Source organism: Pseudomonas sp. 2FE (assembly GCF_005503735.1).
GTDB lineage: Bacteria > Pseudomonadota > Gammaproteobacteria > Pseudomonadales > Pseudomonadaceae > Aquipseudomonas.
This window is the reverse complement of the sequence record NZ_SCMO01000012.1, coordinates 42,939-62,752: the sequence shown is the minus strand read 5'-3', so window position 1 is coordinate 62,752 and position 19,814 is coordinate 42,939. Positions and strand designations below refer to the sequence as shown.

Genomic DNA, 19,814 nt, shown 5'->3' with positions numbered 1-19,814 from the left:
GGCGGAGTGTTTATGAGTAGAAAATATTTTGGCACCGATGGTATTCGGGGTCGCGTCGGTGAATTTCCGATTACTCCTGAGTTTATGCTCAAGCTGGGTTGGGCTGCTGGTATGGCTTTTCGCCGTCAGGGCGCTTGCCGTGTATTGATCGGTAAGGACACGCGAATCTCTGGCTATATGTTCGAGTCGGCGCTGGAGGCGGGGTTATCCGCTGCCGGGGCTGATGTGATGCTGCTGGGGCCGATGCCGACGCCGGCTATCGCTTATCTGACCCGTACTTTTCATGCTGAGGCCGGTATTGTCATCAGCGCCTCGCACAACCCGCATCATGACAACGGCATCAAGTTCTTCTCTGGTCAGGGCACCAAGTTGCCGGATGAGGTGGAGCTAATGATCGAGGAGCTGCTCGACGCCCCGATGAGCGTGGTCGAGTCGGCGCAGTTGGGCAAGGTCTCGCGGATCAACGATGCCGCGGGTCGTTATATCGAGTTCTGCAAAAGCAGCGTGCCTAGCAGTACCGATTTTGCCGGCCTCAAGCTGGTGGTCGATTGTGCCCATGGTGCGGCCTATAAGGTCGCGCCGAGTGTGTTCCGTGAGTTGGGTGCGCAGGTGTCGGTGCTTTCTGCGCAGCCGAACGGCTTGAACATCAACGATGAGTGCGGCTCGACCCATATGCAGGCTTTGCAGGCCGCCGTAGTGGCGCAGCAGGCGGATTTGGGTATTGCCTTCGATGGCGATGCCGATCGTGTGTTGATGGTCGATCACGCGGGTGCGGTGGTGGATGGCGATGAGTTGCTCTTTATCATTGCGCGCGACTTGCAGGAGCGTGGCAAGTTACAGGGAGGGGTGGTCGGTACTCTGATGAGTAATTTGGGTCTGGAGTTGGCCCTGGCCGATCTGGGTATTCCCTTTGTCCGGGCAAACGTGGGCGATCGCTATGTGATTGGCGAGTTGCTGGAGCGTAATTGGCAGTTGGGTGGCGAGAATTCGGGGCACATCGTGTGCTTCCAGCACACCACGACTGGTGATGCGATTATCGCAGCCTTGCAAGTTTTGCTGGCGCTCAAGCGTCGTGGACAGAGTCTGGCGGAGGCGCGGCAAAATTTGCGTAAGTGTCCGCAGGTGTTGGTCAATGTGCGCTTTGCTGGTGGTCAGAATCCAGTCGAACACTCTGCTGTCCAGGATGCTTGCGCGCGGGTTACCGAGCGTATGGGCGCGCGCGGGCGCGTACTGTTGCGTAAATCCGGCACCGAACCGCTGGTCAGGGTCATGGTGGAAGGTGATGATGAGGCGCTGGTACGTAGCTATGCCGATGAATTGGCTAAAATAGTTACGGAAGTCTGTGCCTGATTCGGCTTGCCAGCCCAGAAGCTCTTGGGTAACATCTGCGCCCACTTTGATCGACGAGGTAGAGCATGCGTCGCCCCTTGGTTGCTGGTAACTGGAAAATGCACGGTACCCGCGCCAGCGTCGCTGAGCTGATCAAAGGCCTTCGTCTTTTGGCTTTGCCAAGTGGCGTCGAGGTTGCGGTTTTCCCGCCCTGTTTGTACATCAATCAGGTGATGACGGGCCTGGACGGCAAGTCGATTGCTGTTGGTGCGCAGAATTGCGCGGTTGAGCCCATGCAGGGGGCGCTGACGGGTGAGGTTGCGCCAAGTCAGCTGGCCGATGCCGGTTGCACTTTGGTATTGGTTGGTCACTCGGAGCGGCGCTTGGTTCTCGGTGAGCGTGATGAGTTGTTGAGCCGTAAGTTTGCCGCCGCGCAATCTTGTGGGTTGATCCCGGTGCTGTGCATCGGTGAGACCCTGGAGCAGCGCGAGGCGGGTAAGACTCTTGAGGTGGTCGGGCGTCAGCTTGGCAGTGTCATCGAAGAGTTGGGCGTCGGTGCCTTCGCTCACGCAGTCGTAGCTTATGAGCCGGTCTGGGCGATTGGTACCGGGTTGACGGCGTCGCCGCAGCAGGCGCAGGAAGTGCATGCGGCTATTCGTGCGCAGTTGGCAGCAGAAAATGCTGAAGTGGCGCGCGGTGTAAGGATTCTTTATGGCGGCAGTGTGAAGGCGGCCAATGCGGTTGAATTGTTCGGCATGCCGGATATCGATGGGGGGCTCATTGGTGGGGCCTCTCTGAATGCGGATGAGTTTGGTGCGATTTGTCGTGCCGCAGGAAGCTGAAGAAATGCTGGAAACTGTCGTTGTGGTTTTGCATCTGTTGGCGGCGCTGGGTGTTGTTGCGCTAGTTCTGCTGCAGCAGGGTAAGGGGGCGGATGCTGGTGCCTCTTTTGGTTCTGGTGCTTCGGCAACTGTATTTGGTAGCCAAGGTTCCTCTACCTTTCTTAGTCGCTTTACTGCTATACTTGCAGCCGCTTTTTTCATTACTAGCTTGGGCTTAGGCTTCTTTGCTAAGGAAAAGGCTGAAGCGCTGACTCAGGTTGGTTTGCCTGATCCGGCGGTTCTGGAAGTGAAGCAAGAGAAACCGGCCACTGAAGATGTGCCGGTGCTCGAAGAGCAAAAGCCTGCGGCTAACGCGGCGGATGTACCTCAAGCTCAAGAGCAGAAGTAAAAAAGAGTTTTGCCGAGGTGGTGGAATTGGTAGACACGCTACCTTGAGGTGGTAGTGGCCATAGGCTGTAGGGGTTCGAGTCCCCTCCTCGGTACCAATTAAACAAGAAAGCCCGCTGTATGCGGGCTTTCTTGTTGGTAGGGGTTAGATTGACCCTTGACTGGGTTCGGCCGTATACTTCGGCCCCAGCTTTGGCGCGGGGTGGAGCAGTCTGGTAGCTCGTCGGGCTCATAACCCGAAGGTCGTTGGTTCAATCCAGCCCCCGCAACCAGTTGTAGCGGAGCCCCTTTTCAGGGGCTTTTTGCTAGCTGGACAGTTAGTCCCGCCAGTATTTATAAGCGGTTTCAAAGGGATGGGCGTTTCGCCCATTTTTTATTTGCACAGCATGCGCGAGGGGTTCAGGTGTCGAGCAAGCTAGAAGAGTTGCAGGCCTTGTTGGCCCCGGTAGTCGAGGCCCTTGGCTATCAATGCTGGGGTATCGAGTTCCTGTCTCAGGGGCGGCATTCTCTGCTTCGGATCTATATCGACCATGCCAATGGCATTCTCGTAGAAGACTGCGAGAAGGTTAGCCGTCAGTTGAGTGGCGTTCTCGATGTCGAGGACCCAGTCAGTAGCGAATACACCCTCGAGGTGTCCTCTCCGGGTATGGATCGGCCGCTGTTTACTATTGAACAGTTCGCTGCGCATGCCGGTGAGCAAGTAAAGATCAAGCTGCGTTCGCCTTTTGATGGGCGGCGCAACTTTCAGGGCCTCCTCCGCGGAGTAGAGGAGCAGGACGTCGTGGTGCTGGTAGATGATCACGAATATCTGTTGCCGATCGACTCGATCGACAAGGCCAATATTGTTCCCAGTTTTGACTGAGACGCGGATCCCGCGGATCCAATGGATTGCGAAAGGCGAGGCGTACGATGAGCAAAGAAGTACTGCTGGTTGTTGAGTCGGTGTCCAACGAAAAGGGCGTACCGGCCAGCGTTATTTTTGAAGCGCTGGAGCTGGCCCTGGCCACTGCGACCAAAAAGCGTTTTGACGTTGAGGTTGAGTTGCGTGTGGAGATTAATCGCCACACCGGTAACTACGAGACCTTCCGTTGCTGGACCGTGGTCGACGATGAGTCGCTGCTGAACCTGGCTTCTGAACTGACGCTCGATGAAGCGCGGGAACAAAAGCCGGATGCCCAGATTGGCGACGTGATCGAAGAGAAAATCGAATCGATCGAGTTCGGCCGTATCGCTGCGCAGACCGCCAAACAGGTGATCGTGCAGAAGGTTCGAGAGGCTGAGCGCGCTCAAGTGGTCGAAGCTTATCGCGAGCGGCTCGGTGAGATCATTGCCGGCACCGTGAAAAAAGTGACCCGCGACAACGTTATCGTCGATCTGGGTAACAACGCTGAAGCGCTGCTGGCTCGTGAAGACATCATCTCGCGGGAAACTTTCCGCGTGGGCGCCCGTGTGCGCGCCTTGCTGAAAGAAATCCGCACCGAGAACCGCGGCCCGCAGCTGATTCTGTCGCGTACTGCGCCTGAAATGCTGATCGAGTTGTTCCGCATCGAAGTACCGGAAATCGCTGAAGAGTTGATCGAAGTGATGGCCGCCTCCCGTGATCCGGGTTCGCGCGCCAAAATTGCCGTGCGCTCCAAAGACAAACGCATTGACCCGCAAGGCGCCTGCATCGGCATGCGCGGTTCGCGTGTGCAAGCAGTGTCGGGTGAGTTGGGCGGTGAGCGTGTCGATATCGTGCTGTGGGATGACAATCCTGCGCAGTTCGTGATCAACGCCATGTCACCGGCCGAAGTCGCAGCCATCATCGTTGACGAAGATGCCCATGCCATGGACATCGCCGTTGGCGAAGACAACCTGGCTCAGGCTATTGGCCGTGGCGGTCAGAACGTGCGGTTAGCCAGTCAGTTGACCGGTTGGACGCTGAACGTGATGACCGAAGCGGATATCCAGGCGAAGCAACAAGCTGAAACTGGCGACATCCTGCAGCGCTTTATCGACGAGCTGGAAGTCGATGAGGAGTTGGCGCAGGTGCTGGTGGAAGAAGGCTTCACTAGCCTGGAAGAAATCGCCTATGTGCCGATGGAAGAAATGCTCAGCATCGAAGGCTTTGACGAAGACATCGTCACCGAGCTGCGTGCTCGCGCCAAGGATCGCTTGCTGACTAAAGCCATCGCTACAGAAGAAAAGCTGGCAGACGCTCATCCCGCCGACGACCTGCTCTCACTCGAGGGTATGGACAAGGCGCTTGCGCATGAACTGGCAGTGCGCGGCGTGATTACCCGCGAAGACCTGGCCGAGCAGTCGATTGATGACCTGCTCGACATCGACGGTATCGACGCTGAGCGTGCCGGCAAGTTGATCATGGCCGCCCGAGCCCATTGGTTCGAGTAAGTTCGCGGCCTGAGGAGAGAAGTGCATGACGCAAGTCACGGTGAAAGAACTGGCCCAAGTGGTCGACACACCGGTAGAGCGCCTGCTGCTGCAGATGCGTGAGGCGGGTTTGCCGCACAGCAGCGCCGAGCAAGTTGTGACCGATAACGAGAAGCAGGCCTTGTTGGCGCATCTCAAAGGAAGTCACGGCGAAAAGGTTGAAGAGCCGCGCAAGATTACCTTGCAGCGCAAGACCACCAGCACGCTGCGCGTCGCCGGTAGCAAAACTATCAGCGTTGAAGTGCGCAAGAAGAAAACCTTCGTTAAGCGCAGCTCGGAAGAAATCGAAGCCGAGCAGAAGCGTGAGCAGGAAGAGCAGCGCGCTGCGGAAGAGGCTGCGCGCCTGAAGGCTGCCGAAGAAGCCAAGCGTCAGGCTGAAGAGGCCGCGCGCCGTCAGGCCAGCGCTCCGGCTCAGTCCGCCGCTCAAGCCGAAGTGGTTCGCGACGTCACGGCCGCGGTTGCGGCCGTTGAGCTGCCGCCGATCGTTGCGCCGGTGGCGGATGAGCGCAAGAAAGATGAGCCGCGCCGCCCGGATAAGACTCGCAATGATGATAGCGATCGCCGTGGCGACCGTAAGAACACTGCGCATCGTCCGTCGGTCAAAGAGAAAGAGAAGGTTCCGGCTCCGCGAGTGGCACCGCGTACTACTGACGAGGAAAGCGACAGCTTCCGTCGCGGTGGGCGTGGCAAGGCCAAGCTGAAGAAGCGTAACCAACACGGCTTCCAGAGCCCAACCGGCCCGGTAGTGCGTGATGTGGTGATCGGCGAGACCATCACGGTTGGCGAGCTGTCGCAGCAGATGTCGGTCAAAGCCGCTGAAGTGATCAAGTTCATGTTCAAGATGGGCACCCCGGTGACCATCAACCAGGTTCTGGATCAGGAAACTGCACAGCTAATTGCTGAAGAGCTCGGCCACAACGTCAAGCTGATCAGCGACAACGCCCTGGAAGAGCAGTTGGCCGAATCCCTGAAGTTCGAAGGTGAAGCCATTGCCCGTGCCCCGGTCGTGACCGTCATGGGCCACGTCGACCACGGTAAGACTTCCCTGCTCGACTACATTCGTCGCGCCAAGGTGGCAGCGGGTGAGGCGGGTGGTATCACCCAGCACATCGGTGCCTATCACGTGGAGACTGACCGCGGCATGGTCACCTTCCTCGATACCCCGGGTCACGCGGCGTTTACCGCCATGCGTGCGCGTGGTGCCAAGGCCACCGATATCGTCATCCTGGTGGTGGCGGCGGACGACGGCGTGATGCCGCAGACCATCGAAGCTGTGCAGCATGCTAAGGCTGCGGGTGTTCCGCTGGTCGTTGCAATCAACAAAATCGACAAACCAGGTGCCGATCTCGATCGCATCCGGAGCGAGCTGTCCACCCATGGTGTTACCTCGGAAGAGTGGGGTGGTGACAGTCCGTTCGTTTCGGTCTCCGCGAAAATGGGTACCGGCGTCGATGAACTGCTCGAAGCAGTCCTGTTGCAAGCCGAAGTCCTGGAACTGAAAGCGATCCCGTCCGCTCCTGGACGAGGCGTCGTGGTCGAGTCGCGTCTCGACAAAGGTCGTGGCCCGGTAGCCACCGTGCTGGTACAGGACGGTACGCTGCGCCAAGGCGACATGGTGCTGGTCGGCTCCAACTTCGGCCGTATCCGCGCCATGCTCGATGAGAACGGCAAGCCGGTGAAAGAAGCTGGCCCGTCGATCCCGGTTGAGATTCTCGGCTTGGATGGCACCCCGGATGCGGGTGACGAACTCAGCGTGTTGACCGATGAGAAGAAGGCGCGTGAAGTGGCCTTGTTCCGTCAAGGCAAGTTCCGCGAAGTCAAACTGGCTCGCGCGCATGCCGGCAAGCTGGAAAACATCTTCGAGAACATGGGCCAGGCGGAGAAGAAGACGCTCAATATCGTCCTCAAATCTGACGTCCGTGGATCGCTCGAAGCCTTGCAGGGCGCCTTGGGTGGCCTGGGTAACGACGAAGTGCAGGTGTGCGTAGTCGGTGGCGGTGTCGGTGGTATCACCGAGAGCGATGCGAACTTGGCACTGGCCTCCAACGCCGTACTGTTTGGCTTCAACGTGCGTGCCGATGCCGGCGCACGGAAGATCGTCGAGCAGGAAGGTCTGGATATGCGTTACTACAACGTGATCTACGACATCATCGAAGACGTCAAGAAAGCCCTCACCGGTATGCTCGGCAGTGATGTTCGCGAGAGCATCCTGGGTATTGCCGAAGTGCGTGACGTGTTCCGTTCGCCGAAGTTTGGCGCGATCGCCGGCTGCATGGTGCTGGAAGGCATGGTTCACCGTAACCGGCCGATCCGCGTACTGCGTGAAGACGTGGTGATCTTCGAAGGCGAGCTAGAGTCCCTGCGCCGCTTCAAAGACGACATGTCCGAAGTCCGTGCTGGCATGGAATGCGGTATCGGTGTGAAGAGCTACAACGACGTCAAAGTCGGTGACAAGATCGAAGTGTTCGAGAAGATCCAAGTGGCTCGTAGCCTCTAAGCGCGAGCTGTTATACGCAACGCCCGGTCCGGCTTCTGCCTGGCCGGGCGTTTGCCGCTTTCAGACCGCCTGGGTTTTGCCCGCGCGGTGAGTGACAGGCTAGAAGTGATAGGTGTAGAGCACCATGGCAAAAGAATATAGCCGTACCCAGCGCATCGGCGATCAGATGCAGCGCGAGCTGTCGCAGCTTATCCGGCGCGAAATCAAAGACCCACGCGTAGGCCTGGTGACCATCACCGCCGTCGAGGTGAGTCGTGATGTCGGCCATGCGAAGATCTTCATCACCGTGATGGGCCAGGACAGCGCTGAAGATATTGCACAGAACATCAAGGTGCTCAACGACGCCGCCGGCTTCCTGCGCATGCAGTTGGCCCGGGCGATGAAGCTGCGCAGCGTGCCGCAACTGCATTTCCACTACGACGAAAGCGTGATGCGCGGTGCGCACCTGTCGGCGCTGATCGAGCGGGCGGTGGCGGAGGACGGCCAGCATCCTGGGGACGACGCCAAGGTCGATACCGAGGTCAAGGCCGAGTTCAAGGAGTAGAGGCGTGGCTCAGGTTAAGCGTATTCGCCGTAACGTCAGCGGCATCATCCTGCTCGACAAGCCTAAGGGCTTTAGCTCTAACGCGGCGCTACAGAAGGTGCGTTGGCTGCTGAATGCTGAGAAAGCCGGGCATACCGGCAGCCTCGATCCGCTGGCCACCGGCGTGTTGCCGCTGTGCTTCGGCGAGGCGACCAAGTTCTCGCAATACTTGCTCGATGCCGACAAGGGTTACGAGACCGTCATGCAGCTGGGGGTCACCACCACCACGGCCGATGCGGAAGGCGAAGTGCTGGAGCGTCGCGAAGTGACCGTTGGTCGCGCCGACATTGAGGCGGTTTTGCCGCGTTTTCGTGGGGAAATCAGTCAGATACCGCCGATGTATTCGGCGCTCAAGCGTGATGGGCAGCCGCTCTACAAGCTGGCACGGGCTGGCGAGGTAGTGGAGCGCGAAGCGCGTTCTGTTACTATTGCGCGCCTGGAATTACTGGCCTGCGAGTCAGAGCAAGCGCGGCTGGCAGTCGCCTGCAGCAAAGGCACCTATATCCGCACACTGGTCGAGGATATTGGCCAGGTTCTCGGCTGTGGCGCCCACGTTGCAGAATTGCGGCGCACTCAGGCCGGTCCCTTCAGCCTGGCCCAGACGGTCAGCCTGGAAGCGCTGGAACAGGCTCACGCCGAAGGTGGTAACGAGGCGGTCGATCAGTTTCTGCTGCCGTCGGACAGCGGGCTTGAGCATTGGCCACTGTTGCAGTTCTCGGAACACAGTGCGTTTTATTGGCTGCATGGTCAGCCGGTACGTGCCCCGGATGCGCCGAAGTTCGGCATGGTCCGGGTGCAAGATCACAACGGCCGCTTCATCGGTATCGGTGAAGTGAGCGAAGACGGGCGTATCGCGCCGCGTCGATTGATTCGGTCAGAATGATCGAACGAGGGTGGCTGTTAATAGGCACGGTCACATCTCACTTTAAAATACGAGGATTTGTCCTCGGCCTATTGGAACTGCTTTCTTTTGAAGCGGTTTCTTAACTGAGAGGAAGCCCACATGGCACTCAGCGTTGAAGAAAAAGCCCAGATCGTAACTGACTACCAGCAAGCTGTAGGCGACACCGGTTCTCCGGAAGTGCAAGTTGCACTGCTGACCGCCAATATCAACAAGCTGCAAGGCCACTTCAAGGCCAACGGTAAAGACCACCACTCGCGTCGTGGCCTGATCCGTATGGTAAACCAGCGTCGTAAGCTGCTGGATTACCTGAAAGGTAAGGACACCAGTCGTTACAGCGCCCTGATCGGTCGCCTGGGTCTGCGTCGCTAATACCGACGTTGCTAGAGGTTGGTTGTTTGTCGCTCTCCGTCAGCCGTGCTGGTGGTTTGCGACAGGCTCCCAGCCTCAAGTTTTATCTGGACTGCCCTCGGGTCCGAATCCCATGGCTGCCCACAAATTTGCAACACACAGATTTCCCCAAGGCAAATAGAAGGTAACAACACCGTGAACCCGGTAATCAAGAAATTCCAGTTCGGTCAGTCGACCGTAACCCTCGAGACTGGCCGCGTTGCCCGTCAAGCCTCCGGCGCTGTGCTGGTCACCGTCGATGACGACGTTACCGTGCTGGTAACAGTGGTTGGCGCCAAGACCGCCGACCCGAGCAAGGGCTTCTTCCCGCTTTCCGTGCACTACCAGGAAAAAACCTACGCCGCCGGCAAGATCCCTGGTGGCTTCTTCAAGCGTGAAGCGCGCCCGTCCGAGAAAGAGACGCTGACCTCGCGCCTGATCGACCGTCCGATCCGTCCGCTGTTTCCGGAAGGCTTCATGAACGAAGTGCAGGTCATCTGCACCGTCGTGTCGACCAGCAAGAAAACCGATCCGGACGTGGCTGCCATGATCGGCACCTCGGCCGCCCTGGCCATCTCCGGCATTCCTTTCGAAGGCCCGATCGGCGCAGCTCGCGTAGCCTTCCATGAAAGCACCGGTTACCTGCTGAACCCGACTTACGAGCAGCTCAAGGCTTCCAGCCTGGACATGGTCGTGGCCGGTACTGCCGATGCTGTGCTGATGGTTGAATCGGAAGCTAAAGAGCTGACCGAAGACCAGATGCTCGGCGCAGTGCTGTTCGCCCACGACGAGCTCCAGGCGGTGGTCAAGGCTGTTGCCGAGCTGGCTGCCGAAGTCGGCAAGCCGACTTGGGACTGGAAAGCCCAGGCCAAGAACACCGTGCTGCTCGACGCCATCCGCGCCGAGTTCGGTGAAGCGATCTCCCAGGCCTACACCCTCACCGTCAAGCACGAGCGCTATGGCCGTCTCGGCGAGCTGCGTGATCAAGTCGTGGCGAAATTCGCCAATGCCGAAGGTCCGAGCACTGGCGAAGTCAAAGACGCTTTCGGCGAAATCGAATACCGCACCGTGCGCGAGAACATCGTCAACGGCAAGCCGCGTATCGATGGCCGCGACACCCGTACCGTGCGCCCGCTGGCCATCGAAGTCGGCGTACTGAGCAAGACCCACGGTTCGGCGCTGTTCACCCGTGGCGAAACTCAGGCCCTGGTGGTTGCGACCCTGGGTACCGCCCGTGACGCACAGCTGCTCGACACCCTGGAAGGCGAGCGCAAAGACCCCTTCATGCTGCACTACAACTTCCCGCCCTACTCGGTCGGTGAGTGCGGTCGTATGGGTGGCGCCGGTCGCCGCGAAATCGGTCACGGCCGTCTGGCCCGGCGCAGCATCGCGGCCATGCTGCCGGCGGCTGACGTGTTCCCCTACACCATCCGCGTCGTCTCGGAAATCACCGAGTCCAACGGTTCCAGCTCCATGGCTTCGGTTTGCGGTGCTTCCCTGGCGTTGATGGACGCAGGCGTGCCGATGAAGGCGCCGGTGGCCGGTATCGCCATGGGTCTGGTGAAAGAAGGCGAGAAGTTCGCCATCCTCACCGACATCCTCGGTGACGAAGACCACCTCGGCGACATGGACTTCAAGGTGGCCGGTACCGCTAAAGGCGTTACTGCGCTGCAGATGGACATCAAGATCAACGGCATCACCGAAGAAATCATGGAGATCGCCCTGGGCCAAGCCCTGGAAGCTCGCCTGAACATCCTCGGTCAGATGAACCAGGTGCTCGCTCAGTCGCGCACCGAGCTGTCGGCCAACGCGCCGACTATGATCGCGATGAAGATCGATCAGGACAAAATCCGCGACGTGATCGGCAAGGGTGGCGCTACCATCCGTGCTATCTGCGAAGAGACCAAGGCGTCGATCGACATCGAAGACGACGGCAGCATCAAGATCTTCGGCGAAACCAAGGAAGCTGCAGAGGCCGCGCGCCAGCGCGTACTGGGCATCACCGCGGAAGCCGAGATCGGCAAGATCTACGTCGGTAAGGTCGAGCGCATCGTCGACTTCGGCGCATTCGTCAACATCCTGCCGGGCAAAGACGGCTTGGTGCACATCTCGATGCTGAGCGATCAGCGGGTCGAGAAAGTCACCGACGTGCTGAAAGAAGGTCAGGAAGTCAAGGTTCTGGTACTCGACGTGGACAACCGCGGCCGTATCAAACTGTCGATCAAAGACGTAGCGGCTGCCGAGGCTTCGGGCGTTTAATCCCGAACTTCGCTAGTGCAAAAAAGAGGGCCCTTGCGGGCCCTCTTTTTTTGCCTGGACAATAGGCCGAAGGCTGGGTAGAGCGTAGCGAAACCCAGCTGAAAATGGCTGGCAAACCGAGGTTCAGCAAATCCAAGTCGCCGTGCCCACGCTGGGTTTTGCCCATAGGGCTCTACCCAGCCTACAGTGAGGCTGCCTTCTGTCGAGCACGCCGCCTCAGCGCAAAGATGCGAAGAGTCTCAAATAAGGAGTACTACAGTTCATGGATAAGACTCTCTGCCACTATCACCCGACGCAACCCGCCACCTGGCACTGCCTGCCCTGTCAGCGACATTTTGGCGACTGCTGTATCCCGCTGAATGCCGCCGCCCCGGACGAGCCGGCCTGTCCCTTGTGTCGGAGCCAGCTCAATTTTCTCGGGGCCGCCAACAGTGCGCAGCCCTTCTGGGAGCGGATTCCGCGTTTCTTCGCCTATGGCTTGCAAGCCGGGCCTCTGGCGTTTAGTGCGGTACTGGCGCTGGCCAGCCTGTTTATGCCGCGTTCGATTCTGCTCTGGGTCGTCCTGTTCAGCATCGCCACCAAGTATTTCTACAGCGTGATCGAGGCCAACAGTGAGGCGCAAAAGCAGGCACCGAGCCTGCTTAGCGCCTTTGTCGGCGAGGGCTTCGGGCTGTTCTTCAAGCAATTGGTGGTGTTTCTCCTGTCTTTCGCTGCGCTGTGGCTGGCGGCCGACTTCGACAGTGAGGCGCTGTACTGGGCGGTGAATATCGGCCTGTTGTTGGCGCTGCCGGCCAGCATCATTCGCCTGGCGTTGGATAAGACCCTGAGTGCGGCGTTGAGCCCGGACGAGGTGGGGCAGGTGATCAAGGCCATGGGTTGGCGCTATCTGATCCTCTGCGCCTTCCTGTTCATCCTCTGGCAGTCGCCGAGCTGGGTGACTTACATGCTTTCCCATGGTCTGCCGCGAGTGGTGCTGGTGCCGGTGGCGGCCTTCCTCTTCGGTTATTTCGGGGTGGTGATGTGCGCCATGATGGGCTATGCGGTGTTCCAGTATCAGGGGGCTCTTGGTTATGCGATTGCGGAGGAAGACAGCCAGGTTGGCTTGCCGGCAGCCGAGTATCTACGTCGCCGGGCGTTGGCCGAGGCCGAGATTCGCCTGAAGGAAGGGCAGAGTGGTCAGGCTCTGGAAACGCTGGCCGCCGCATTGGAACGTGACCCGGACGACCTCAAGTTGAATGAGCGTTTCCATCAGCTGTTGTATGGCTTGAATGCCCGTGAGCGGTGCCTGCGTCACCTGGCGCACTACCTGCCGTTGGCCGCGCGGATCAACCCGGCGCAAGCGGCTACGGCACTGCTCAATGCACGCCAGCTCCAGGCGGATTTTCTGCCCGAGGATGCGTTGCTGTGCGAGCGGTTGGCCGGGGCGCTGCTGGACCGGCACAAGACCCGCGAAGGCCTGAGCCTGCTGCGTAATTTGCACCAGCGCTTTCCCGACTATCCCCACATCCCCCGGGCTTACCTGCTGGCGGCGCGAGGCTTTGCCGAGGGCCTGGGGCAATTGGAGTCGGCGCAGAAGCTGCTGGTCTTCGTGCGCACGCGGTACCCGCAATCACCGCTGCTGAGTGAAGTCGCGGCACTCGAGGCAACAGTCGCCCGGCTGGCGGCCAACACCTGAATCGGCCGCCGGTCACGACCAGGGTTGGAGCGGACCTGCTGCATTCAGCGGGCTAGGTGTTGCCGATACAGGCTCAATTGCTGGGTCTGTTCGGTTTGCGGGTAAGCGCCGTGGAGAAAGCGGCTCAGCTCGGCAATGCCCTGTAGATCGCCGCGTTGCCCCAGCAGCTTGGCCAGTTGCAGGGTCAGCGCCGGCAGTTGCGCCGGGTGGGCTTTGGCCTGGCTTAGCTTGCGCCAGGCGGCTAGTGCGCGCGGGCCTTCGGTTACGCGCAGCAGACGTTGCAGCAGGTGTAACTGCACGGCGGGATGTTGCAGCAGGCGCTGCTGCGGGTCGCTGCTGTCGTCGGCCAAGCGCCGTAGCAGCGGCAGGCCGGCCGGCTGCTGCGGGAGGAGGAAGAATTGTTTTAGCAGGACGCTCATCAGGGCGTTGCCCTGGCGATTCTTCGCCACTGGGTAGAGGCGCTCCAGCAGCAACAGCCGCCCAGGGTAGCGGGCCAGCAAATCCAGCCCGCGGGGGGCGGCTTGCTCCAGGGCAAAGCGGCCGATCAGTTGATCCAGCCCAGCCAGCTCGCGCTTGAACTGTGCATCCGGATCTTCCTTGTGCAGATAGGCTTCGTCGACTTTCAGCTGGCCGCCCAGGCGTGGTAGCCAGACGGCGAGAAAGCCGGCGCCCATGCCGCCGAGGTGGGCGTAGTAGTTCACATGGTCGTCGGCGAGTAGCAGGCCATACAGTTCCTTACCCATCCACACCGGCAGAATCCACAGGGCCGGCGCGCGGAAGTAGCCGAACAGCGGGCCCAGCCAGTAGAAGAAGTTGATCCGCCGCAACCCATAGATGCCCAGGTACATGCCCATCAGCCCGGAGATCGCCCCCGAGGCGCCAATCCCGGTGACCCATACCGGGTCCATGATCCACCACAGCAGGTGCGAGGCCACGCCGCTGAGCAGATACAGCCCCAGGTAGACCCAACGGCCCAGGGCGATTTCCAGGGCGAAGCCGAAGATGAACAGAAACAGCATGTTGCCGGCCAGGTGGCCGAAGTCGGCATGCAGGAACATCGCCCCGAACAGGCCTTGGACGCTGAATTTCGCCGGGATAAAGCCGAAGCGCAGGTTGCTCAGTTGGTCGCGCGCGGTTTCGGCCTTCTGCCGTGCGGCCTGCCAGGCAGGATCGGCCTGGTAGGCGGGGTTGTGATGCAGGCTGTTTTCAAACTGCAGGTCGCCGAGGATCAACTCGGCGAGTTCCGGCCGGCGCATGGCGCCGAGGGCTTTTTGTTGCTCGCGGTCGGGCTCGTGGCGGGCACTGAATGCGTCGAGAAACAGGCTGCGCTCACGGTTGAGCAGGCCGCCATCGAGGTAGGTCTGGACCGCAGTGGCTTCGCGCCCGCTATCACCGCTCTGGTAGCCGAAGTAAATCAGCACATTGAGCAGAATCAGCAGCAGGGTAATGACCGGTGGCTTTTTCCGGTCCAGCGGGTGTTCGGCGGGGAGAATCAGCATCTACAGCCTTCCTTGGCGATGGTACGGCTCAATTGCCGCGTTTGCTCTCGATGCGCTTCAGGACGCCGCCTTCGAATCTGAGGAAGTACAACATGCCGCCACTCTGGGGGCCGTAGACCCACTCCTGCACCTCAACTTCTTCGCTGCGGTTACCGGTGCGGGTCTTGGAATAGGCAATGACGTTCTGACTGGTCGGCATGCCGCATTTGCTCTGTACTTCAACCATGCGGTCGCCTTCGCTGGCGATGCCTTTCTCACAGCGCAGCGAGGCGAAGCTTTCGCCGGCCAGCAGGAGCAGCGGCAGACCGAGCAGGGTAAGAGAGGTTTTCATCGCAGTGGGCATCCTGTCCTGAGGAAGAGGGGGGAGGCAGCCTAGCATTGGCTGCTAAGGCCTGTCAGTTGCCGCGTTTGCTCTCGATCTTGACCAGGCGGTTGCCTTCGAAACGCAGGTAGTAGTACATGCCGTTGCGCGGACCGTAGGCCCATTCCTCGATCTGCACTTCGCTGCACTTCGCTGCACTTCGCTGCGCTCGCCGTAGTAGCCGACGATCACCCGGTAGCCGAGGAAGTCGCGGCTGAGCGGTTCGCCACATTTGCTCTGCACCTCGCCGCTGTGATCATCGAGGCTGATCAGCTCGCTGTCACAGCGCAGGGTGGAGGCGGCAGCGACGGGTCCGGTCAAGAGGAAAAACGACAGGCCAAGCAAGGCGGGGGCTTTCACGGGGCGATCCGAAACCGATGCGGTGAGCTCAGCCTACACCTGCGTTGCCGGGCTGTCAGTGGCGCCGAATCGCGATAGGTTTCAGGCGCTTGCCGGCAAGGGGGCGGCGCTTGGGCGGGCCGTTATTCGGCCGATACGCCGCAACCGTGGCCGTGGACTTATTCGCTATCCAGGTGCAGCGGTGAGGCCACGCGACCGTCGGTTCCCACCTCGCCGAGGCTGACATCGAGCAGATAAATGCGTTCGTCCGCTAGCCCACCCTGAGCCACCAGATAGTCCTTGATGCTGGCGGCCCGCGCCTGGCCCAGTTGGCGCAGCAGCAGTTCACTTTTGCCCCAGAAGTTAAGGACGCCCTCGCGCAGTTTGGCGCTGCGCTCGTCGTCGCTCAGCTCGGTCCACTCGGCCGGTGGTTGCTGTTTCAGTCGAGTGCGGTAGATGCCTTCCAGCATCGGCGCCTGTTCATCTTCGGGCACTTCCAGTTGACCGGCCTCGGCCGGCACCTTGTCGCCGCGGCGCTGCAGGATCTTGTAGTAAATGCTCTGGTATTCGCGCTGCAGACGCTGTTGGGCCAACAGTGGGCCGTCACTCTTGGCGGCACTCAGGCCTTCTACTTCCAGGCGCAGGCCCGGGCGTTCTTTAAGGGCCGCCGAGAGTGTGCTCAGGGCGCTCTCGGCGTTGCCGTCCAATGCGTCACTGCCGGCGGCGAACTGCACGGTGCTGAGGTCGACATCGCTGCCGCCGCCGACCAGTCCGCCGATGAACTTGAATGGCGCCTGTGCGGCGCGCAACACCAGATTGCGCAGGGTTTGCCAGACAATCGGCATCACGCTGAACTCTGGGTTGTTGAGATCGCCGGAGACCGGCAGCTCAATCTCGATTTTGCCTTCCGAGTCCTTCAGCAGGGCGACGGCCAAGCGTATCGGCAGGTCGACGGCGTCCGGGCTGTCGACCTGTTCGCCGAGCTGAAGCTTCTCCACGACCAGCTTGTTTTCGGCGTTCAACTGGCCTTTCTCGATGCGGTAATGCAGGTCCAGATTGATCCGGCCTTTGCGGATGCGATAACCGGCGAACTTGCCGGAATAGGGCGTCAGCGTGGTCAGTTCGACATGTTTGAAACTGGTGGTCAGGTCCAGGCTGTCCAGCGGGTCGAAGGGATTGAGGTTGCCAAGAATGCTGACCGGTGCATAGCGGTCGACCTTGCCCTTGATGTCGACTTTCGCCGGCTTCGGGTTGCGGCTGTCGAGGGGGCCGATCTGGCCGTTGAGTTGCTGGATCGCGGTGGCGAAGTTGGGCGTCAGGCTGAAGTCGGCGAAGTTGGCCGAGCCGTCATTGATGCTTATTTCGCCAAGGTGGATGCCCAGTGGCTTGCCGGCCGCTGCGGGTTGGGCTTGGGGATCGGCTGGCTGTGGAATGAGCAGGTCGCTGACATTGGTGCTGCGATCCTCGTTGATCAGAAAGCGTGCATAGGGCTGGGCCAGGCTGACCTTGGCGATCACCAGGCTGTCGCCATGCTGGTAGCTCAGACCGTCGAGCACTAACTGCTGCCATTTGACGAAGTCGCGCTCTTTAAGGGTGTCGAGGCTGTGCAGCTGGTTGACTTCGGCGCGCCCGGTGACGCCGAAGGCCAGCGGCTCGGTGCTCTGCAGGTCGACGGCGAGATCGCTGCCGAGCAGGCCGCTGCGCAACTCCAGGTGGACGAAGGGGGCCAAGTAGGCTTGAGCCACGCGCAGGTCGATATCCCGGGTGGCGACCTGCAATTTGGCACTGATCGGGCTCAGGTTGACCTGGCCGGCGACGTTGAGCTTGCCCTGTTTGCCGAGGCCGGTATCGAGCTTCAAGGTGAAAGGCGACTGGTTGAGGCTGTCGAAGTCCTGCAGGTCGAGATTGAGTGGGCCGAGCTCCAAGGCGACGGCCTGCTCGGGCAGGCGATCGGCCAGGTGGATCTGGTAGCCACGCAACTGGGTATCGCGCAGTAAGACTTGCCAGGGTTTGCTCGGCTCTGCCTGTACGGCGGCTGGCGTTGTGGCGTCGGCAGTGGCGAGTGCTTGCGCGTCAGTCGTGCTGTCGGCTGCTGGCGTTGCGACTGGGGCCGGCTTGGCCGGTGGTGCGGAGGGGGGCGAGGCGAACAGTTTTTGCCAGTCCAGTTCGCCGTCCTTCTCACGGGCGACCCAGGTTTCCAGGTTCTGACTGCGGATCTTGCCGACTATGACGTGCTGTTTAGCCAGGTCTAGCGAGGTTTCGCTGACTTCCAAACGCTCCAGGCGTACCAGCGGCCGGCCATCGGTTGCCTTGATGGCGAACGGCGCGATGGTGGCGGCGGTATTGTTCAGCAGTAGCTCGGTGCTTTTGCTCAGATCCAGCCTGTAGTCGGTGGAGAGGCTGATGACGCCATCCTCCAACACCAAGGGCACGGCGTCGCGGACATAGGGCCAGAAGGCTTTCATCTTACCTTCGGTGATCTTCAATTGGCCGCTGGAGGTGATGGGCGTCAGGCTGATCTGTCCGCTCCAGTCGATGCGCCCACCGTGCGGGCCTTTGGCGACCAGGCTCATCTCGGAGTTGTCGTCCGCCAGGGTGCTGAGGTTTTTCAGTTCCAGATTGAGCGAGTCGTAGACGAACTCGACCGGCTCGCTGGGGCGCAGGTCGGCAAAGTGCAGGCCGCCTTCGATCAGTTGCAGGCGATCGATGCGCAGTGGGAAAGGCTCGCTCGGCGCTTGCTCGGCCGGCGGCTCGGGGCTCGTCGGCAGCTTGAACAGCTGCGTTAGATTGAGCGCGCCGTCCTTGGCGAACAGGACCTCGGTGTGGGACTTCTCCAACTCGACAGCCGCCAGATGCAGCGCACCGCTCCACAGGCTATTCAGTTGCAGGTTGGCGTGCAGGCGTTCGAAGGCCAGCTGTTCGGCACCCGGCTCGCCCAGATGCAAGCCCCAGAGGGTCAGTTCCAGGCTGAAGGGGTTGAGCTCCAAACGCTCGAGGCTGGCCGGCACAGTGGCGAGTTCGGCCAGCTGTTGATTGGCGATGCGCAGGGCTATGCCTGGGAGGATCAGGAAGCCGAGGAGGCTATAGAGGGCGAAGGCAATCAGCAGGGCGCCACCGGCGCGTTTCAATCCTTTGGGCATGGTGAGGCTTCATCTTTCCTGGCAAGAAGTGGTTTGGAGTATGGCACGGGCTTTGGGTTCCGAGAGCGATCTACGCCGCCTCCTAAAGTTGAAGAATCAGAGTCTTCAGCGGTGGACGGCCATCTGCCGAGGGAAAATCGGCGGCGGGTGCCAGCACTTGGCAGTCGCGCACTGGCCGGCCGAGCTTGTCGGCGCAGCGCAGCACCTGCTCACGCCAGTCTTCCAGGGCCACCTTGGCTAGGTTGTTGCAGCAAATCAGCACGCCATTCTCGGCGGTGGCCAAGAGCGCCGGTTTCAGCAGGCTCTGGTAGTCACGCAGCAGGTCGACGGTGCCGAAGGCGCTTTTGGCCCAAGCCGGCGGGTCGAGCAGCACCAGGTCGAACTGGCGTTGTTGCAGGCGCAGGTAGCTCGGCAGTTTCTGCCCGCGGCGCTGGGCGATGGGCAGCCCCGCCAACTGGCGGATGGCGGGGAAGTAGTCGGACTGGATAAATTCCATCGCCGGCAGCTCGGGGTTGAGCGCGGCGTTCTCGCGGCCGACCGTCAGATTGCCCTCGGCGAAATCCACATTCCACACCTCGCGGGCGCCACCGGCCGCCGCACACAGGCCAACGCCGCAGGTGTAGGCGAACAGGTTGAGCACGCTTTTGCCGGCGCTGTGGGCCTTCACCCAGCCCCGCGCATTGCGCAGGTCGAGAAACAGCAGCGGGTCTTGGCCGGCGTGGCGGCCACGCACGCGATACTTCAGCCCCCATTCGTGGCCGATCAGGTCTTCCAGTGCGGCTGGGGTGGCTTGGTAAACCGGGTCGCTGCGATCGATGCGGGAGTTGCCGCGCGAGCGGTCGTTATAGACCAGCAAGGTCTCAAGGCCGAGGCGCGCGTTGATGGTCGCGTGCAGTTCCAGCAGGGCTGGGTGTTCCAGCGTGCTGTGGAAACTCTGCACCAGCAGTTGCCGGCCGTAGCGGTCGATAGTCAGGCCGGCAGCGCCTTCCTGGCTGCCGTGGAACAACCGGTAGCAGTCGGTGCCTTGAGCCTGCAGTTCGGCCAACAGCGGCTGACGAGTGTCGAGGGCGGCGCGCAGCGCCTGATCGAGAGAAGGCATGCGCGACGACTCAAAAAAGGAGGCGCGCAGTTTATCAAGAAAAACGCCGACACTCGGGTCGGCGTTGCAGTGACGTGGCCGGT

15 protein-coding genes, 2 tRNA genes and 1 pseudogene are annotated in these 19,814 nt (G+C 60.6%); 13 read left to right on the top strand and 5 right to left on the bottom strand.

Translation table 11 applies throughout. The features are described 5' to 3' along the window. Positions 1 to 12: 12 nt before the first annotated feature. The 13 genes from glmM to FFS12_RS16335 all read left to right on the top strand — a co-directional run bounded on the left by glmM (position 13) and on the right by FFS12_RS16335 (position 13,293). Entirely contained in the window at positions 13 to 1,350 is a 1,338-nt protein-coding gene (glmM, locus tag FFS12_RS16395; RefSeq protein WP_137888331.1) for a phosphoglucosamine mutase, read from the top strand. A gap of 65 nt (positions 1,351 to 1,415) precedes the next feature. Then, complete coding sequence (gene tpiA / locus FFS12_RS16390) at positions 1,416 to 2,171, top strand: triose-phosphate isomerase (protein WP_137820294.1); 756 nt, start codon at positions 1,416 to 1,418, stop codon at positions 2,169 to 2,171. A gap of 4 nt (positions 2,172 to 2,175) precedes the next feature. Next, positions 2,176 to 2,559 carry a preprotein translocase subunit SecG gene (secG, locus tag FFS12_RS16385; RefSeq protein ID WP_137888452.1) on the top strand — a complete coding sequence of 128 codons (384 nt, stop codon included), beginning with the start codon at positions 2,176 to 2,178 and terminating at the stop codon, positions 2,557 to 2,559. Between the two features lie 11 nt (positions 2,560 to 2,570). Then, positions 2,571 to 2,656, top strand: a tRNA-Leu gene (locus FFS12_RS16380). Positions 2,657 to 2,754: 98 nt separating this feature from the next. Beyond that, positions 2,755 to 2,830: transfer RNA gene (locus FFS12_RS16375), tRNA-Met, on the top strand. A 131-nt stretch (positions 2,831 to 2,961) separates the two neighbouring features. Continuing rightward, the gene (rimP, locus tag FFS12_RS16370; RefSeq protein WP_119956194.1) at positions 2,962 to 3,420 is read left to right on the top strand and encodes a ribosome maturation factor RimP; all 459 of its coding nucleotides are present in this window, start codon (positions 2,962 to 2,964) and stop codon (positions 3,418 to 3,420) included. A gap of 47 nt (positions 3,421 to 3,467) precedes the next feature. Further along, complete coding sequence (nusA, locus tag FFS12_RS16365; protein WP_137888329.1) at positions 3,468 to 4,949, top strand: transcription termination factor NusA; 1,482 nt, start codon at positions 3,468 to 3,470, stop codon at positions 4,947 to 4,949. A 25-nt stretch (positions 4,950 to 4,974) separates the two neighbouring features. Then, positions 4,975 to 7,485 (top strand): translation initiation factor IF-2, encoded by a 2,511-nt coding sequence (infB, locus tag FFS12_RS16360; RefSeq protein ID WP_137888327.1) that lies wholly within the window; start codon positions 4,975 to 4,977, stop codon positions 7,483 to 7,485. Positions 7,486 to 7,609: 124 nt separating this feature from the next. Next, entirely contained in the window at positions 7,610 to 8,029 is a 420-nt protein-coding gene (gene rbfA / locus FFS12_RS16355) for a 30S ribosome-binding factor RbfA (protein WP_137888325.1), read from the top strand. Positions 8,030 to 8,033: 4 nt separating this feature from the next. Beyond that, complete coding sequence (gene truB, locus FFS12_RS16350; RefSeq protein WP_137888323.1) at positions 8,034 to 8,951, top strand: tRNA pseudouridine(55) synthase TruB; 918 nt, start codon at positions 8,034 to 8,036, stop codon at positions 8,949 to 8,951. A 120-nt stretch (positions 8,952 to 9,071) separates the two neighbouring features. Beyond that, positions 9,072 to 9,341, top strand: coding sequence for a 30S ribosomal protein S15 (gene rpsO, locus FFS12_RS16345; protein ID WP_137888321.1), 270 nt, complete (start codon positions 9,072 to 9,074; stop codon positions 9,339 to 9,341). A 174-nt stretch (positions 9,342 to 9,515) separates the two neighbouring features. Continuing rightward, positions 9,516 to 11,618, top strand: a complete 2,103-nt coding sequence (gene pnp, locus FFS12_RS16340) for a polyribonucleotide nucleotidyltransferase (protein WP_137888319.1) — start codon at positions 9,516 to 9,518, stop codon at positions 11,616 to 11,618. 262 nt (positions 11,619 to 11,880) lie between these two features. Beyond that, positions 11,881 to 13,293, top strand: a complete 1,413-nt coding sequence (locus FFS12_RS16335; protein WP_137888317.1) for a hypothetical protein — start codon at positions 11,881 to 11,883, stop codon at positions 13,291 to 13,293. A 44-nt stretch (positions 13,294 to 13,337) separates the two neighbouring features. Here the strand turns inward: FFS12_RS16335 and FFS12_RS16330 are convergent, their stop codons facing one another. The 5 genes and pseudogenes from FFS12_RS16330 to FFS12_RS16310 all read right to left on the bottom strand — a co-directional run bounded on the left by FFS12_RS16330 (position 13,338) and on the right by FFS12_RS16310 (position 19,731). Continuing rightward, positions 13,338 to 14,792 (bottom strand): rhomboid family intramembrane serine protease, encoded by a 1,455-nt coding sequence (locus FFS12_RS16330; RefSeq protein WP_137888315.1) that lies wholly within the window; start codon positions 14,790 to 14,792, stop codon positions 13,338 to 13,340. 28 nt (positions 14,793 to 14,820) lie between these two features. Further along, entirely contained in the window at positions 14,821 to 15,123 is a 303-nt protein-coding gene (locus tag FFS12_RS16325; RefSeq protein WP_137888313.1) for a DUF2845 domain-containing protein, read from the bottom strand. Between the two features lie 64 nt (positions 15,124 to 15,187). Beyond that, positions 15,188 to 15,513: pseudogene (locus FFS12_RS16320) on the bottom strand (DUF2845 domain-containing protein). A 158-nt stretch (positions 15,514 to 15,671) separates the two neighbouring features. Then, positions 15,672 to 18,632 carry a DUF748 domain-containing protein gene (locus FFS12_RS16315; protein ID WP_137888311.1) on the bottom strand — a complete coding sequence of 987 codons (2,961 nt, stop codon included), beginning with the start codon at positions 18,630 to 18,632 and terminating at the stop codon, positions 15,672 to 15,674. An 82-nt stretch (positions 18,633 to 18,714) separates the two neighbouring features. Next, positions 18,715 to 19,731 carry a class I SAM-dependent rRNA methyltransferase gene (locus tag FFS12_RS16310; RefSeq protein ID WP_137888309.1) on the bottom strand — a complete coding sequence of 339 codons (1,017 nt, stop codon included), beginning with the start codon at positions 19,729 to 19,731 and terminating at the stop codon, positions 18,715 to 18,717. Between the last annotated feature and the right edge of the window lie 83 nt (positions 19,732 to 19,814).

Excerpts from the sequence above, each read along its gene's own strand:
- glmM (WP_137888331.1), top strand. The coding sequence starts at position 13 with ATGAGTAGAAAATATTTTGGCACCGATGGTATTCGGGGTCGCGTCGGT.
- tpiA (WP_137820294.1), top strand. The coding sequence starts at position 1,416 with ATGCGTCGCCCCTTGGTTGCTGGTAACTGGAAAATGCACGGTACCCGC.
- secG (WP_137888452.1), top strand. The coding sequence starts at position 2,176 with ATGCTGGAAACTGTCGTTGTGGTTTTGCATCTGTTGGCGGCGCTGGGT.
- nusA (WP_137888329.1), top strand. The coding sequence starts at position 3,468 with ATGAGCAAAGAAGTACTGCTGGTTGTTGAGTCGGTGTCCAACGAAAAG.
- infB (WP_137888327.1), top strand. The coding sequence starts at position 4,975 with ATGACGCAAGTCACGGTGAAAGAACTGGCCCAAGTGGTCGACACACCG.
- rbfA (WP_137888325.1), top strand. The coding sequence starts at position 7,610 with ATGGCAAAAGAATATAGCCGTACCCAGCGCATCGGCGATCAGATGCAG.
- rpsO (WP_137888321.1), top strand. The coding sequence starts at position 9,072 with ATGGCACTCAGCGTTGAAGAAAAAGCCCAGATCGTAACTGACTACCAG.
- FFS12_RS16335 (WP_137888317.1), top strand. The coding sequence starts at position 11,881 with ATGGATAAGACTCTCTGCCACTATCACCCGACGCAACCCGCCACCTGG.
- FFS12_RS16330 (WP_137888315.1), bottom strand. The coding sequence starts at position 14,792 with ATGCTGATTCTCCCCGCCGAACACCCGCTGGACCGGAAAAAGCCACCG.
- FFS12_RS16325 (WP_137888313.1), bottom strand. The coding sequence starts at position 15,123 with ATGAAAACCTCTCTTACCCTGCTCGGTCTGCCGCTGCTCCTGCTGGCC.
- FFS12_RS16315 (WP_137888311.1), bottom strand. The coding sequence starts at position 18,632 with ATGCCCAAAGGATTGAAACGCGCCGGTGGCGCCCTGCTGATTGCCTTC.
- FFS12_RS16310 (WP_137888309.1), bottom strand. The coding sequence starts at position 19,731 with ATGCCTTCTCTCGATCAGGCGCTGCGCGCCGCCCTCGACACTCGTCAG.